At 68.6% G+C, this 13,687-nt stretch carries 14 protein-coding genes; 5 read left to right on the top strand and 9 right to left on the bottom strand.

Annotated elements, in window-relative coordinates:
• Positions 1-211: 211 nt before the first annotated feature.
• Positions 212-1,156: an NADP-dependent oxidoreductase gene (locus BMW99_RS25840; RefSeq protein WP_069462677.1), complete on the top strand. Its 945-nt coding sequence runs from the start codon at positions 212-214 to the stop codon at positions 1,154-1,156.
• Between the two features lie 195 nt (positions 1,157-1,351).
• On the opposite strand, the gene BMW99_RS25835 is transcribed toward BMW99_RS25840, so the two are convergent.
• Positions 1,352-2,266, bottom strand: coding sequence for a DNA-3-methyladenine glycosylase family protein (locus tag BMW99_RS25835; protein ID WP_069462678.1), 915 nt, complete (start codon positions 2,264-2,266; stop codon positions 1,352-1,354).
• A gap of 477 nt (positions 2,267-2,743) precedes the next feature.
• On the opposite strand from BMW99_RS25835, the gene BMW99_RS25830 reads away from it, so the two are divergent.
• The 4 genes from BMW99_RS25830 (at position 2,744) to BMW99_RS25815 (ending at position 5,571) form a co-directional block, all read left to right on the top strand.
• The gene (locus BMW99_RS25830) at positions 2,744-3,283 is read left to right on the top strand and encodes a carboxymuconolactone decarboxylase family protein (RefSeq protein ID WP_245791625.1); all 540 of its coding nucleotides are present in this window, start codon (positions 2,744-2,746) and stop codon (positions 3,281-3,283) included.
• Between the two features lie 111 nt (positions 3,284-3,394).
• On the top strand, positions 3,395-4,189 hold the full coding sequence (locus tag BMW99_RS25825) for an isocitrate lyase/PEP mutase family protein (protein ID WP_245791624.1): 795 nt from the start codon (positions 3,395-3,397) through the stop codon (positions 4,187-4,189).
• A 61-nt stretch (positions 4,190-4,250) separates the two neighbouring features.
• A complete protein-coding gene (locus BMW99_RS25820) occupies positions 4,251-4,898 on the top strand; it encodes a nitroreductase family protein (RefSeq protein ID WP_069462681.1) in 648 nt (215 codons plus the stop codon).
• A gap of 34 nt (positions 4,899-4,932) precedes the next feature.
• On the top strand, positions 4,933-5,571 hold the full coding sequence (locus tag BMW99_RS25815; RefSeq protein ID WP_069462682.1) for a GTP cyclohydrolase II: 639 nt from the start codon (positions 4,933-4,935) through the stop codon (positions 5,569-5,571).
• A 71-nt stretch (positions 5,572-5,642) separates the two neighbouring features.
• On the opposite strand, the gene BMW99_RS25810 is transcribed toward BMW99_RS25815, so the two are convergent.
• From BMW99_RS25810 to BMW99_RS25775, 8 genes are all read right to left on the bottom strand, one after another.
• Positions 5,643-5,987 carry a GNAT family N-acetyltransferase gene (locus tag BMW99_RS25810; protein WP_176735432.1) on the bottom strand — a complete coding sequence of 115 codons (345 nt, stop codon included), beginning with the start codon at positions 5,985-5,987 and terminating at the stop codon, positions 5,643-5,645.
• Between the two features lie 320 nt (positions 5,988-6,307).
• Positions 6,308-6,745 (bottom strand): GFA family protein, encoded by a 438-nt coding sequence (locus tag BMW99_RS25805; RefSeq protein ID WP_069462684.1) that lies wholly within the window; start codon positions 6,743-6,745, stop codon positions 6,308-6,310.
• Between the two features lie 47 nt (positions 6,746-6,792).
• Positions 6,793-7,707 carry an NAD(P)-dependent oxidoreductase gene (locus BMW99_RS25800; RefSeq protein ID WP_069462685.1) on the bottom strand — a complete coding sequence of 305 codons (915 nt, stop codon included), beginning with the start codon at positions 7,705-7,707 and terminating at the stop codon, positions 6,793-6,795.
• 51 nt (positions 7,708-7,758) lie between these two features.
• Entirely contained in the window at positions 7,759-9,216 is a 1,458-nt protein-coding gene (fumC, locus tag BMW99_RS25795; protein WP_069462686.1) for a class II fumarate hydratase, read from the bottom strand.
• Positions 9,213-10,916, bottom strand: coding sequence for an NAD-dependent malic enzyme (locus BMW99_RS25790; protein WP_256090236.1), 1,704 nt, complete (start codon positions 10,914-10,916; stop codon positions 9,213-9,215). Before BMW99_RS25790 ends, fumC begins: the two co-directional genes overlap by 4 nt.
• A 52-nt stretch (positions 10,917-10,968) precedes the next feature.
• Positions 10,969-11,835, bottom strand: a complete 867-nt coding sequence (locus tag BMW99_RS25785) for an SDR family oxidoreductase (RefSeq protein WP_069462688.1) — start codon at positions 11,833-11,835, stop codon at positions 10,969-10,971.
• A 371-nt stretch (positions 11,836-12,206) separates the two neighbouring features.
• Positions 12,207-12,878, bottom strand: coding sequence for an acetate uptake transporter (locus BMW99_RS25780; protein ID WP_069462689.1), 672 nt, complete (start codon positions 12,876-12,878; stop codon positions 12,207-12,209).
• Between the two features lie 415 nt (positions 12,879-13,293).
• A complete protein-coding gene (locus BMW99_RS25775; RefSeq protein WP_069462690.1) occupies positions 13,294-13,668 on the bottom strand; it encodes a UBP-type zinc finger domain-containing protein in 375 nt (124 codons plus the stop codon).
• Positions 13,669-13,687 lie beyond the last annotated feature (19 nt).

Here is a 13,687-nt window from a genome sequence, read left to right as displayed (position 1 = left end):
TGGGCGAGATCGTCCAGCGGGTGAGGGACGGACGCCTGCGGACCGTCATCGGCCGGGTCGCGGACCTCGACGACGCCGTTACGGCGCTCAACCCCGCACAACGACCCAAAGGAAAGACCATCATCCGCGTCCGCCCGTAAGGAGGCGGAGACGACTCAGCCCTGCGGCCCACATCGCACGGACGTGAAACACGACAGCGAGAGGTAGTCGGATGAAGGCGATCGTGGTGACGGACCGGGACGCCGGAACGGCTGGGATGACGCTCACGGAGCGCCCGGGCCCGGACACGGCGAGGCTCGCCAGCCTTGACGGAGCGAACTACGGCGATGTCGTCGTCGACGTTCATGCGTCGGGTTTCACCGGGAACGAGCTGGAGTGGCCCTCGACCTGGGTGGACCGCCTCGGCCGCGACCGGACGCCGTCGATCCCCGGCCACGAGGTCGCCGGCGTGGTCAGTGCGCTCAGCTACGGAACGTCGGGGCTGTCGGTGGGACAGCGGGTGTTCGGCCTGACGGACTGGACGCGTGACGGCACCCTCGCGGAGCACGTCGTCGTCGAGGCGCGCAACCTCGCGCCACTGCCCGGCGACGTCGACTTCACCGCCGCCGCGGGCATCGCGATGACGGGCCTGACCGCGTGGCAGGGACTGTTCGAGCACGGCCGCCTTCAGCCCGGCCAGAGCGTCCTCGTACACGGCGCGGCCGGCGCGGTCGGTTCGGCGGTGGCCCAGCTCGCACGTGAGCACGGTGCGTACGTCATCGGCACCGGACGCGCCGCCCACCGCCCGACCGCGGTGGACTTCGGAGCGCAGGAGTTCGTGGACCTGGGTAGCGACGAGCTGGACGATGTCGGCGAAGTCGATCTGGTCTTCGACGTCTTCGGAGGTGACATCGGAATGCGATCCGCGCGTCTGGTCCGGGCCGGAGGAACGCTGGTGACCATCGCCGGCCCGCCCGAGGCGCGGCCGGCCGACGGCGTGGCAGTCGACTTCGTCGTCGTGTCCGACCGCGCACAACTGGGCGAGATCGCCCGGCGGATGGCGGACGGACGCCTCCGGACGCACATCGGCCGGGTCGCGGACCTCAAGGACGCTGTCGCCGCGTTCAACTCGACCGAGCGGATCAGCGGGAAGACGGTCATCCGCGTGCGCGCCTGAAGAGTTCTGTCTGCGATCGAGTGATGTACCGCTCGCATCGCTCGTCCGCTCGGGCCACCGATCAGAGACACTGAGACGAGAAGAGACCATGGAACCAACACCGACGGCCGTTACGGTGCGCAAGGACGAGACGACCCACCTCTACGAGGCGCTGATCGAAGGCCACGTCATCGGCACCCTGGCTTACGAGAACTCCTAGGCCAGGCGCGGGGCGCAGGGCGCGCGATGACTGCGGCGAGGCGCCAGGCCGGAGGTGAGTTCGATGGTGCGGACCACCCGGTAGCGGTGCGGCCGCCACGCCAGGTAGAACGACTCGATCTCCTCATCGGCCAGCGGACGGCCGAGCAAGGCCATGCCGGTCATACGGCCGAGGTGGAAGTCGCCGAGCGGAAGCGCGTCGGCGTCGCCGAGGGCACGGTGCCCGACCTGCGCGGCGGTCCACACGCCGACGCCGGGCAACGCGGACATCAGGTCATAGGCGCGGGCGGGGTCCGCGGCGGCACGATCGAGCTTGGCCGCATGGCGTGCCGCGGTGATGACGGTCGCGGAACGGTGCAGGTCGACGCCGGCCCGCCGCCATTCCCAGCTCGGGATCTTCGCCCACGCCGGGGGCGTGGGCGGGACCCGCATGGTCTCGGGCGCGGGACCCGGCGGCCGGGTGCCGTGGGCGCCTACGAGGCGGGCCCACGCCGCTTGGGCGTCCAGGCCGACCACGCGCTGTTCGAGGACCGCGGGGACGAGGGCCTCGAACAGTCGCCCGGTGCGCGGGACCCGGAGGCCGGGCAGCCGGCTCCAGGCCCGCGCCAGAACGGGGTGTGCCGGCCGGAAGTCCTCCGGACGGTCCTGTTCGCCGAGCTCGGCGCGGATGTTCCCGATGAGCTCGCCGGAGCCCGGCCCCCAGGCGTCGACGTCCAGATCGTCGAGGCGATGCTGCCGAATCCGGCAGGTGACGGGCCCCGACGAGGTCAGGGCCGTCCGCCACAGGGTCCCGTCGGGTTCCTGACGGTGGGTGGGATCGCGGCGGCCGCGCTGAAGGATTTTGAGCGTCAGCTTCGCGTCCACGGGAAATCCGGGCTGCCAGCGCAGAGAGCGGTCCGGCGGCACTTCCATGTGTCTCCTCCCTCGGGGTCGACCCACAAGTAAATGGACGATTTAGTCCATGATACGTCAAGCGGGTACGCACGCGCCGGCCTGCGTCGAGGGCCCGCGAAGCTACAGGCCCAGCTCGACCGCCCGATCTCACAGGGGTCCGCGAATAGGGCTCTGAACTGCACCTTTGTCGGCCCCGCGCGACACACCCCACCTGCGTCCAGCCGCCGGACACGGGGCATCCGTCGGAGGCTCTTGGTGTGGCCAGTTTTGGACTGTATAGTCTCGTTACGGCGTCCCGCTGCGAAGCGATCCGAAACCGGGCGCCGGCGGAGTCCCGGCCACGATGCGCGTCACCGGGCCCGGCCGGACCGAGGCCCGGCTTCGACACCACGACCAGCGCGAGAAGCCCCGCGCAGGGACTCCTGAGCGCCAAGGGCCGGCCTGGGCCCGACAACCGGCCACTCCCCCATCGGAGGTTGATCCGCCGTGTCACGAATGAACACGCCTGCTCTGGAGGACGTCCCCGACGAGACAACCGCGATCCTGGACAGACTGGGCGCGCAGCTCGGCTTCGTCCCGAACATGTTCAGGACCCTCGCGTCGAACCCGGCTGTTCTTGATGCCGTCGTGAATCTGCAGGGCACCATGAGCCGCGTTCTGGACGCGAAGACGCGGCACACCATCGCGTTGGCGGTCTCGGAGGCCAACGGTTGCGCTTACTGCCTGGCGATTCACACCTACGTGTCGTCCGAACTCGGCGGGATGTCGAGCAGGGACATCGAGCTGGCCCGCACCGGGAGTTCGGTCGACCGCAAGCGCGCCGCGGCAGCTCGCTTCGCGCGGCAGGTGGTCGTCAGCCGCGGGCGAGTCGGCGACGCGGAGCTCGTGGCTGTACGTGCCGCCGGCTACACCGACCCGGAGATCCTGGCGATCGTCACGGTCGCGGTGCAGGCCCTGCTGACGAACTTCCTCAACAACGTCAATCAGACCGACATCGACATCCCCACCGTCCGGTCGCCCGGTGGGCCCGGTTGAGCGCCGGAACCCCGTCCAGGGTGCTGACACACCGGGTCAGCACCGCTCCGCCTCGAAACGACCCTTCAGGAAAGGTGCGACATGCCAGGCTCCGAGCTCTATGAGAAGTTCATGACGCTGCACACCCGTGAGGGTGGCCTGGTCATGCCGAACGCCTGGGACGGCCTCTCGGCGCTGGTTCTGGCCGATGCCGGCTTCGAGGCGATCGGGACATCGTCGGCGGCACTGGCCGCTTCGCTGGGACGCTTCGACGGACGTCACGGCATCACCCGCGAGGAACATCTCGAACACGCGCGGCTGCTCGGCCGAGTCACCGGACTCCCCATCAACGGGGACTTCGAGGACGGTTACGGCGTCACGTCCGAGGACGTCGCCACGACCGTGGAAGCCGCCGTCGCATCCGGCCTGGCCGGGATCGGGATCGAAGACACCTCGGGCCGTCCCGACCAGCCGATCCGCGACTTCGACGAAGCCGTCGGCCGCGTACGCGGCGCCGTCACCGCGGCCAAGGGACGCATCGTCGTCACCGGTCGCACCGACAACTTCCTCCAGGGCCGGCCCGACCTCGAGGACACCGTCCGTCGCCTCACAGCGTTCGCGGAGGCGGGCGCCGACGCGCTGTACGCGCCGCTTCTGCCGGACCTGGATGCACTCGTGACGGTCGTCACCGCGGTCGCGCCGACACCGGTCAACGTCCTCATCTCACCATCGGACCACGTCCTGACCGTCCCTGAGCTGCAGAAGGCCGGGGTCAAACGGATCAGCCTGGGGCCGGCGCTCTACACCCACGCAGCGGAAGCGCTCGAGCAGGCCGCCCGGGCCCTCGTCGCGGGCGATCTCGCCTCCGCGACGACAGGCATGAGCTTCGACCGCGTCAACGCGCTGCTCAGCCGCACCACCGACTAACCACACCCACGATCCACCCCGCTCCCGCACGGAACGCACGAACAGGACAGGACAGGTCGACATGAATCTCGACAGGCTCATGAGCAAGCACCTCACCAGGTACTTCGACGGTGGGAGGACCATCCCGGAGGAGAAGCTCCAGCAGTTGCTGAAGTTCCTCCGTTCGACACCGTCGTCCACGAACATCCAGCCCAACCACTTCTACGTCCTCGCCACGCCCGAAGGTAAGGCGCGGCTGGCGGCCAACCTGGGCGAACGGTTCCAGGACAACGGCGAGAAGATCCTGAACGCCTCACACACCGTCATCCTCACCACCAGGGCGGACCTTCCGGAGAGCCATCTCGACGGGGTGTTCGCCAAGGAGAGGGCCGACGGCCGGTTCGCGGACCCGGCCAAGCAGGAACTGTGGGAATCGATGACCCGCGACTTCCTCAGCCTGCGCAACTACCAGTACAAGGACGTGTACCACTGGATGGAGAAGCAGACCTACCTGGCCCTGGGTCTGACGATGATGGCGGCTGCCGAGCTCGGCATCGAAGCCATGCCGCTCGAGGGCTTCGACCCGGCCAGCGTCGACCGTGCCTTCAAGATCCGCGAGACCGGCCACACCACGACCGTGCTCCTGGCCCTCGGGTACCCCGACCCCGCGAAGGTGTACAGCAGCCCGGTCTCACGCTTCGACTCCGACCAGCTCTTCACCTTCCTGTAGGCGGGACCGTAAGCCCGATCGAGCGGAGCCCTTTGTGACTGTGATACCCGAGGCGGCGATCCGGACCCGCGTCCGCGTCCCGCTGCGGTTCGGCGACGGATACAGCGTCGACTCCGAACTGGTGACCTTCCACGGCCTGGTCGACGGCCAGGAGCATCTCGCCGTCGTCCTCGGCGAGCCGCACGCCGCCGAGACCCCGCTGGTCCGGCTGCACTCCGAGTGCCTGACCGGCGACGTCTTCGGCTCCGCCCGCTGCGACTGCGGCCCGCAGCTCCGTGAAGCCGTGGAGCGCATCGCGCTGCGCGGCGGCTACCTGCTCTACCTGCGCCAGGAGGGCCGCGGCATCGGCCTGTACAACAAGCTCGACGCCTACGCGCTGCAGGACCAGGGGCGGGACACCTACGCGGCCAACGTGGAACTCGGCTTCCCGGAGGACTGCCGCGACTACACGGCCGCCGCGCAGATGCTCGCCGCCCTTGGCGTGGGAGGCATCGACCTGCTCTCCAACAACCCTGACAAGGCCGGCCAGTTGCACGACCTCGGCGTCCCGATCCGCGAAAGGGTCCCCACCGGCGTCCACGCCACCGCGCAGAACCTCCGCTACCTCCGCGCCAAGATCGAGCACACCCAGCACACGATCACGCTGGAGCCACTGCCCGAGCTCGCCAACTGACGGTTCGTCACGGCCCTGTGGGGCCGTGACGAGGTCAGCGCGAGGAGGCTCTCGAACGTGGGGCGATGCGCTCAGCCGCGGGTCTCGGTCAGCGCCGCCTCGGCGGCCGCACGGTCGGAGTAACCCGGGTGGCGGGTGTCGACCAGATCGGCATACGCAGTTGTCCGGGAGAGGTACCCGACCACAAAGGGACAGATCGCGGTGATCGTGCCCTCGCGGCTCCGGATCTCGTCGAGCACCCGCTGTATCAGCACATCCCCCACGCCTTGGTGTTGGTGACTCGGCTCGACTTCGGTGTGCTGAAGCGCATACCGGTTGGGATGCAGATGGGTGTAGTAGAGCCAGCCGATGAGGTCGCCGTCGCGATAGAGCTCGAACCGTCCTTGATCGATGTCGTCGGTCAGCTGCTCGGTCACCCGGATCGGTCCTTCGTCACTCATCAGCTTCACACTCCATCGCACCGTCAGACCGTCCAACAGTCGGCATTGGACCATAGAGACCACTACTGAGCTTCCTCGCCATTCAGTGTCGCACAAACTGGACGATAGGGTCCACTGAACGGCCACCCCCGAGTCGTCGCCGGCCTCATCGCGGACGCCGCCCGGGCGAGCAGCTGACGCCCACGAGGGGCATCTGGCAACCCTGAGCCGCCGCCCCGCACCAGCTGCCGGCCGGGAACGGGCACCGCCCGTTCCCGGCCGGCAGCGCTGTCGGTCGATTCCCGAGAGCGGCTCCGTCAACCGTCCGTCGCGGCCGTGACGCCGTGGTCGTATTGCGGGATCGGAAGCGCCGGCATCCAGGGCTGCCGGCTCCAGGTGAAGATCTCGGCCTGCGGCGGGAACCACTGGTCGAGGCCGTCGAGGCTTCCCTCCTGGACGAAGACACCTCCAGGGAAGTCGGCCAGGTTGTCGGTGTAGACCCGGGAACCGCACACCACGCAGAAGACTCGGTCGAGGCCGTTTCCCGCGCACGTCTCCGGGTTCTTCGGGTAGTGGAAGCTCCTGGTCTCACCCTTCACGGTGAAATCCGACGCGGAGATGAGTGCGAACGTCGCCATCTCGCCGCCGGATGCGCGCTTGCAGTCCGTGCAGTGGCAGTTGGCGACGAACGACGGTTCGTCGTCGAAGCCGTACGTCACCGCGCCACACGCGCAGTGACCCTGATACGTGCTCATTCTGTCCGTACCCTTCTTCGGCCTGCGCCTGCGTTCGGGCCGGCAGGCTAGTTCGTGCTCACCACCGCCTGGCGGGACGTGCGGTAGGTGGCAGCCACGTCCGCACGGCCCAGACCGCTGCTCGCCGCCAGTTGCAACCGGTCACGCACCACTTCGACGATGCCCAACCGCAGTCCCGCGCCCCGGGCGGCGTCGGCGATCAGCCCGGCGTCCTTGGCCGCGGCCTCCAGGGGGAACGACGGGGTGTCGAGATCGTCGCTGATCATCTTCGGTCCCTTGGACTGCACATAGGTGCTGTCCAGCGCGCTGCCGTTGATGACGTTGATCAGCTGGCGTGGATCGACGCCCAGGCCGTCGGCGAGCGACAGCGCCTCGGCGATGCCTTCGACGGTGGTCAGCACCCAGGCGTTGTAGGCGAGCTTGAGGCTGCTGGGCTGGCTGATCCCGTCCAGCCACACGGTGCGCGTGCCCACCGCGTCCAGCACCGGCTGGACGCGCTCCCCCGCGCACATGTCGGACGCGGCAGCCAGGATCGTCAATGTTCCGGCGACGGCCGGCTCTTTGGAGCCGAGCAGCGGAGCCTCCACGTAAGCCACCCCGAGGGCGGCTGCCTGAGCGGCCAGGCGGCGGCTGCCCTCGGGGGAGACGGTGCAGCACTGCAGCAGCACGGCGTCCCTGTCGATGCCTTCCCGGGCCTGTTCGACGACCTCGGCGACGATCCGCTCGTTGGCGAGGACGGTCAGCACGACCTTCGCTCCCCGGCATGCCTCCGCCGCGGTGTCGCAGACGACGGCTCCGACCTCGGCCAGCGCCTCGGCGGGCTCGCGGCGCCGGTTCCAGACGCGCAGCCCCAGCCCGGCCGCCGCGATGTTCCTGGCCATCGCGTCACCCATGGTGCCGATCCCCAGTACCGCCACGACCGGGCGTCCCTGCCCCGCGGGTCCGTTGTCGCGTGTGCTCATGCGCCGGCCCTCCGTTCGGATTCCGTGCCTGTGTCCGCGTGACGGTGCCGGTCAGGCGCCGGAGACGCCGTGGCCGACCATCGACAGGGGGTCGACGACGGAGTCGAACGTCTGCTCGTCGACGTGGCCGCTCGCCAAGGCCGCTTCCTTGAGGGTCTGGCCGTCGGCCAGCGCGGATTCGGCGATGTGCGCCGCGTTCTGGTAGCCGATGACCGGGCTCAGCGCCGTCACGAGCATCAGGCTCTCGTCCACGTACTGCTGGATCTTCTCCCGGTTGAGCTCCGTGTCGCTGACGGAGTAGGTCCGGAACTTCTCCATACCGTCGGCGAGGATGCGCGCGGAGTGGAGGAAGTTGTTGATGATCACCGGGCGCATGGCGTTCAGCTCGAAGTTGCCCTGGCTGCCCGAGAAGGCGACCGCCGTGTCGTTGCCGAGTACCTGGATCGCGATCATGACGACGGCCTCGCACTGGGTCGGGTTGACCTTGCCGGGCATGATCGACGAGCCGGGTTCGTTCTGCGGGAGCCGCAGTTCGGCGAATCCGGTGCGAGGACCCGAGGCGAGCCACCGCATGTCGTTGGCGATCTTCATCAAGGCCACGGCCAGCCCGCGCAGCGCGGCGTGCGCCCGCACCATCGGGTCCAGGGACCCCTGCGCCATGAACTTGTTCCCGGCCGTGACGAACGACGTGCCGGTCAGTTCGGCGATCTTGCCGGCGACGTCGCGGCTGAAGCCGCTGGGCGCGTTCAGCCCCGTGCCGACCGCGGTGCCGCCCAGGGCCAGTTCGAGCAGGCCCGAGCGGCTGTGCTCGATGTCGTCGATGCAGGCGCGCAGTTGGGCCGCGTAGCCCGACCACTCCTGCCCGACGGTGAGCGGTACCGCGTCTTCGAGGTGGGTGCGGCCGATCTTGACGATCTGGGTCCACTCCGTGGCCTTCGCCTCGATGGCCGCGGCGAGTTCCCGGGCCTGGGGCAGGAGGTGCTCGTCGATCTCCTTGACGGAGGCGATGTGCATCGCGGTCGGGAAGCTGTCGTTGCTCGACTGCCCCATGTTGACGTCGTCGTTGGGGGCAACCGGCTCCTGGGTTCCGAGCGTGCCGCCGAGCAGCTGCGACGCGCGGTTCGACAGGACCTCGTTGACGTTCATGTTGCTCTGGGTGCCCGACCCGGTCTGCCACACGTAGAGCGGGAAGTGGTCGTCGAGCCTGCCCGCGATGGCCTCCTCCGCGGCCCGCACGATGGCCTGTTCCTTCCACGCGGGCAGGCGCCCGGCGGCGGCGTTGACCAGCGCTGCCGCCTTCTTCACGTAGCCGTACGCGTGGTAGACCTCTTTGGGCATCCGGTCGTCGCCGATGGAGAAGTGCAGGAGCGAGCGCTGCGTCTGCGCGCCCCAGTACCGGTCCGCCGGCACGTCGACCGTGCCCATGCTGTCGAACTCCTGCCGCTGTCCGTCGGCGTCGATCCCCACGGGCAGGTTCGTCATCCTCGGCGTCTGCTGATCTCCGCTCATGGCCGGCCCTCCCGGTCGTCCGCGCGGTAGACCGGGTCCCACATCGCGTCCTGGACCGCCTGGACGAGGTTGTCGAGCGGCTTGGTGGCGACACCGTCCTGCGCCGCGGCCTTGGCCACGGCAACCGCCACCGTCGCGGACGATGCCCTCAGGTTCGCCACCGGCGGCAGGAGCGAGGCACCGGGCGCCGACACGTCGACCTGGCTCGCCACCGCCTCGGCGGCTGCCAGCAGCATGGTGTCCGTCACACGGCGAGCCCCCGAGACGATCACGCCCAAGCCCAGCCCGGGATACAGCAGCGCGTTGTTGGCCTCCCCGATCTCGTACGAGACCCCCTGGTATTCCACCGGTTCGGAGGGGATGCCCGTGGCGATCAGGGCCCGTCCGTCGGACCACTTCACCGCGTCCGACGGCATGACCTCGATGCGACTCGTCGGGTTCGACAGCGGGAGCAGCAGCGGACGTTCGACACCGGCGGCCAGCGCGCGGACGACGTCCTCCGTGAACGCGCCGTGCGCGGTGGAGGTGCCGATCAGGATGGTGGGCTTGACGTGCCGGATGGTGGTGGGCAGATCGATCTCGCCGTCGGCCCACGCGGCGACCTCGGACCTCGACCGGGCGTAGACCTGCTGGTAGTCGGGCAGGTCCGGCATGTCGTCCGTCACCAGGCCGTGGACGTCGACCAGCCAGATGTTGCTCTTCGCCTCGTCGGGCGTCGCGCCGTCCCGCAGCATCGCCGCGTGGATCTGGTCGGCCATGCCGGTGCCCGCGGTGCCCGCACCGAAGACGACGAGCCGCTGCTCGGACCAGCGTCCGCCGGTGACCTTCAGGGCCGAGAACGCCGCCGCCATGACGATGGCGCCGGTGCCCTGCATGTCGTCGTTGAAGATCCGGTACGTGTCGGCGTTCTCCACGAGGATTCGCCGGGCGTTCGACGGCCCGAAGTCCTCGAAGTGGAGGAACGCGCCGGGGAACAGCTCGGACGCGGTCCTGAGGTAGAGGGCGACGAAGTCGTCGTAGCGCCGGCCCGTGACCCGCGCGTGCCGGTTGCCCAGGTAGGACGGACTGTTGAGCAACTGCTCGTTGTCCGTTCCCACATCGAGGTTCACGGCGATGACCCGGTCGGGGTCGATGCCGGCAGCAGCGGTGTAGACGGCGAGCTTCCCGATGGAGATGTCGGTCCCGTTGACACCCCAGTCGCCGATGCCGAGGATCTCCTGGGCATCGGAGACGACGATCAGGTCCACGTCGTCCGGGCCGAGCCCGAGCGACTGGAACGACGTCTTCATGTCCTCGGGACGATCGATCGACAGGTACACGGCGCGCGAGTCGCGATAGTCGAGAGACCACTTCTCGATCGCCTCGCCGACCGTGGGGTCGTAGACGACGGGGAGCAACTCGTCGAGATGGTCGCCCAGCAGCTTGAAGTACAGCACCTGGTTCCGGTCGTGGACCTGGTTGAGGTAGATGTACCTGTGCAGGTTGGAGGGCTGCTCCCGCAGTTGGGCGTAGGCCCGGCCGGCCTGTTGGTCGAGGGTCTCGACGGTCGCCGGCAGCCGCCCGGTGATCCCCAGTCTCGCCCGCTCCTCCAGAGTGAACGCCGTCCCGCGATTGCGCGAGCGATCCTGCAGCACGGTTGGCTTGACAGGCATGGTCGTGTACCTCCGGCAGTGGTGAACTCTGCGCGCCCGTGCGGCGATGTCGCGTCCGGCTGCACGGTGTGAGCGCGGGCCGTCCCGACCTGGAGATGCCCTACGACGCCGCGACGGGAGTCTCCGGCGTCATCTCGTAGGAGTGCTGGATGGCGGGGTGACGGGTGCCGAGGCCGTCCGTGACCTTCCGCTCCCAGGGAACGGCCTGGAGCTGCTTGGTCTCCTCGGTCATCGACTTGGGCTCGAGGTTGCGGTACGTGTCGACCTCTCCGGCGGCAACGGCCGTCAACGTGGCGAAGACCGCTTCGGGGTCGAACTGCGCACGGGGGAAAGCGAGCTCGGAGTAGTCGAAGAGCCGCTCCGAGGCGTCGTCCTCCCAGCTCTCCCAGGTCTGGAACATCCGGTCGTTGAATCCTGTCAGGAAGGGCCCCGGGTTCACCGTGGCGACCTCGATGTTGTGTTCCTGCAGCTCGTACGCCATCGTCTCGGCGATCGCCTCCACCGCGTGCTTCGAGGCGGAGTAGATTCCGGTGAAGGGATTGACGTTCAGGCCCTCCCGCGAGGACACCCAGACGACTCGGCCGCGTCCGCGCTTGACCATCTGCTTGACGATGCCCTGGGTGAGCACCAGCGGCCCGGTCACATTGACCTCGAACTGGTGCCGGATGTTCGCCTCGGGAATGTCGACGGTGGAACCGCCCTCACCGACACCGGCGTTGTTCACCAGGATCTCCACGCCCCAGTCGAGCGCTTTGCGGCGGTCTCCGTCGTTCGTGACGTCGAGCTTCTCCACCCGCAGCGAGACCCCTCGTTCCTTCGCCTGCCACTTCAGGGTCTGCACCTGGCCGTAGATCTCCACCCCGGCGATCACGTCGAAGCCCTTGTCGGCGAGGCGCATGGCAGCTTCGAACCCGAAGCCGGTTCCCGCTCCCGTGATGAGGACCTTCCTCAGTTGTGCGTTCGCCATTCGCGCGCTTCCTCTCACGTTCCTGGTCCCGTGGGGTCTGCGTCGGCCCAGGCGGACTCGGCGCAGGGCGGCACGGGAAGTCGTGTACGCCACTCCCCCTGAGCGGCGTGAGGCAAGAACCCTCGCGATGTTTCGTGATCAACGGCCTGTACCTCGACACCGGCCGCCACTCTCAGCGGCAGCCCCGTCCCGAGGACGGCTGACGAGCCGTTCCCCGGAAGACCTCTACATCAGTCTGGTCCGGGCGGCGACTCCCGGCAACTCAGGGAATGCGATCCGACCAGAGGTGGATTCGCGTGCCGGATTCATGAATCAGAATGCCGGCGATTCGGTGGATTTCCCTCGCCACGCCAGGAATTGGCCGCGCCGGCTCAACGGGAATGCTCGGGGTGCTCCGCCGTGGACGATGTGACGGATGTGGGACGCGCCTTGTTGCGGGCAAGGCGCTCAAGGCGCCTGCCAGGGTCGGGGTACGTCGGGATCAGGTGCCGGCCCCATGTCCCGTTCACCAGGCCCGCGAACGCGCCGTACATGCCGAGAGCCGCGGTGAGGAAGCCGAAACCACCGCCGACCTTGATCAGTGTGCTGGACTCGTTGAACTCGCCGGCCGTAAGGACGGCAAGGGTGATCGTCGTGGAAACGAACGCCGCCAGGAGCACACCGGTCGTCCTCAGCGCGGCCAGTGTCAGAACGAAGAGGAGGATGGCCCACGGCAACAGGAAGTAACCCGACGCCGTGCCGGCCTGCGCGGGGGGCAGCGTGCCGACGATGTTCCTGACGTAGATCACGAAGGAGAGCCAGAACGCGCCCAGGATGGTGAAGGCGGTGGCGCCGAGCCTGCTGCCCTGCCGGAACTCGACGATTCCGGCAATCGTCTGCACCAGCCCGCCGACGAGGAACTCCAGCGGGAAGGCGGCCGGAAAGAGGGCAGGGTTGACGCCCACGTTGAAGAAGCTCTGGATGATATTGGCCAGACTGAACGCGAAGAGGCCGAGAGGCGCGGGGTCGGGGGCGGTGAGGCCGGGCGGCGGGGCGACCGGCACGTCTGACGATGGTTGCGACACGGAGGAACCCAATCTGGCGTCTCGTGATGCTGGTCGTGCCCCGGCCACCCCGTGAAACGTGCCGGTCAGCAAGGATTTTCCAGGAAGCCGGAGATGGCACCGAATCGATCACGCGAGATTAGCAGGCGGCAGGCGAGGATTCGTGACGACGCGACGGGGCCATGAGTCGGCCGCACCCGAGGAAGGCGATCACCGGCCTTGCCCGCCAACCCAGCGCTTGCAGATCAAGATCACCCGCCGGCTCCACGGGTGAATGTCCGCCATCCGTTCATCAGTGGAAAGGGAACGTCCGCGTACACACCGTGCCGCGGTCGGTCAGCATTCAGCTCGAATGTGTTTTCCGTGGGCGAGTGCCCCCGGGGATGGCGTCAGCGCGCTACCCCCGGGGTGCCGGTCACGCTTCGCGGTCGGTGGCGTCGGCGACCAGGCGCTGCTGCCAGTCGGCGGGAACGCGGCCCACCGGGCCGGGGACCGGCTGGTCCGCGGGGTGGCTGAGCGGCGGTGCAAGGTCCGGGCCCGTCTCGTAGAGCTGCGAGGTGGCGTAGTCCCAGAACCAGTCCTCACCCGGTTCGAAGCTCTGGATCACCGCATGCCCGGTCGTCCGGGCGTGCGCGGTCGCGTGCTTGGACAGCGAATCGTCGCAGCAGCCGATGTGGCCGCAGGTCGCGCACCGTCGCAGGTGAAGCCACCATGCGCCCTCGGCGTCGCACTCCGCGCAGCCGCTGCCGCTCGGCGGCACGGTCGTATCGATCTCGTTCGTGGAGTTCACGACGTCTCCAGTGACGTAC

This window comes from Actinacidiphila rubida, from assembly GCF_900110255.1.
GTDB lineage: Bacteria > Actinomycetota > Actinomycetes > Streptomycetales > Streptomycetaceae > Actinacidiphila > Actinacidiphila rubida.
Note: the sequence above shows the minus strand (reverse complement) of the source record. Positions and strands in the feature narration are given on the sequence as shown.

Excerpts from the sequence above, each read along its gene's own strand:
- BMW99_RS25840 (WP_069462677.1), top strand. The coding sequence starts at position 212 with ATGAAGGCGATCGTGGTGACGGACCGGGACGCCGGAACGGCTGGGATG.
- BMW99_RS25835 (WP_069462678.1), bottom strand. The coding sequence starts at position 2,266 with ATGGAAGTGCCGCCGGACCGCTCTCTGCGCTGGCAGCCCGGATTTCCC.
- BMW99_RS25830 (WP_245791625.1), top strand. The coding sequence starts at position 2,744 with ATGAACACGCCTGCTCTGGAGGACGTCCCCGACGAGACAACCGCGATC.
- BMW99_RS25825 (WP_245791624.1), top strand. The coding sequence starts at position 3,395 with ATGACGCTGCACACCCGTGAGGGTGGCCTGGTCATGCCGAACGCCTGG.
- BMW99_RS25820 (WP_069462681.1), top strand. The coding sequence starts at position 4,251 with ATGAATCTCGACAGGCTCATGAGCAAGCACCTCACCAGGTACTTCGAC.
- BMW99_RS25805 (WP_069462684.1), bottom strand. The coding sequence starts at position 6,745 with ATGAGCACGTATCAGGGTCACTGCGCGTGTGGCGCGGTGACGTACGGC.
- BMW99_RS25800 (WP_069462685.1), bottom strand. The coding sequence starts at position 7,707 with ATGAGCACACGCGACAACGGACCCGCGGGGCAGGGACGCCCGGTCGTG.
- fumC (WP_069462686.1), bottom strand. The coding sequence starts at position 9,216 with ATGAGCGGAGATCAGCAGACGCCGAGGATGACGAACCTGCCCGTGGGG.
- BMW99_RS25785 (WP_069462688.1), bottom strand. The coding sequence starts at position 11,835 with ATGGCGAACGCACAACTGAGGAAGGTCCTCATCACGGGAGCGGGAACC.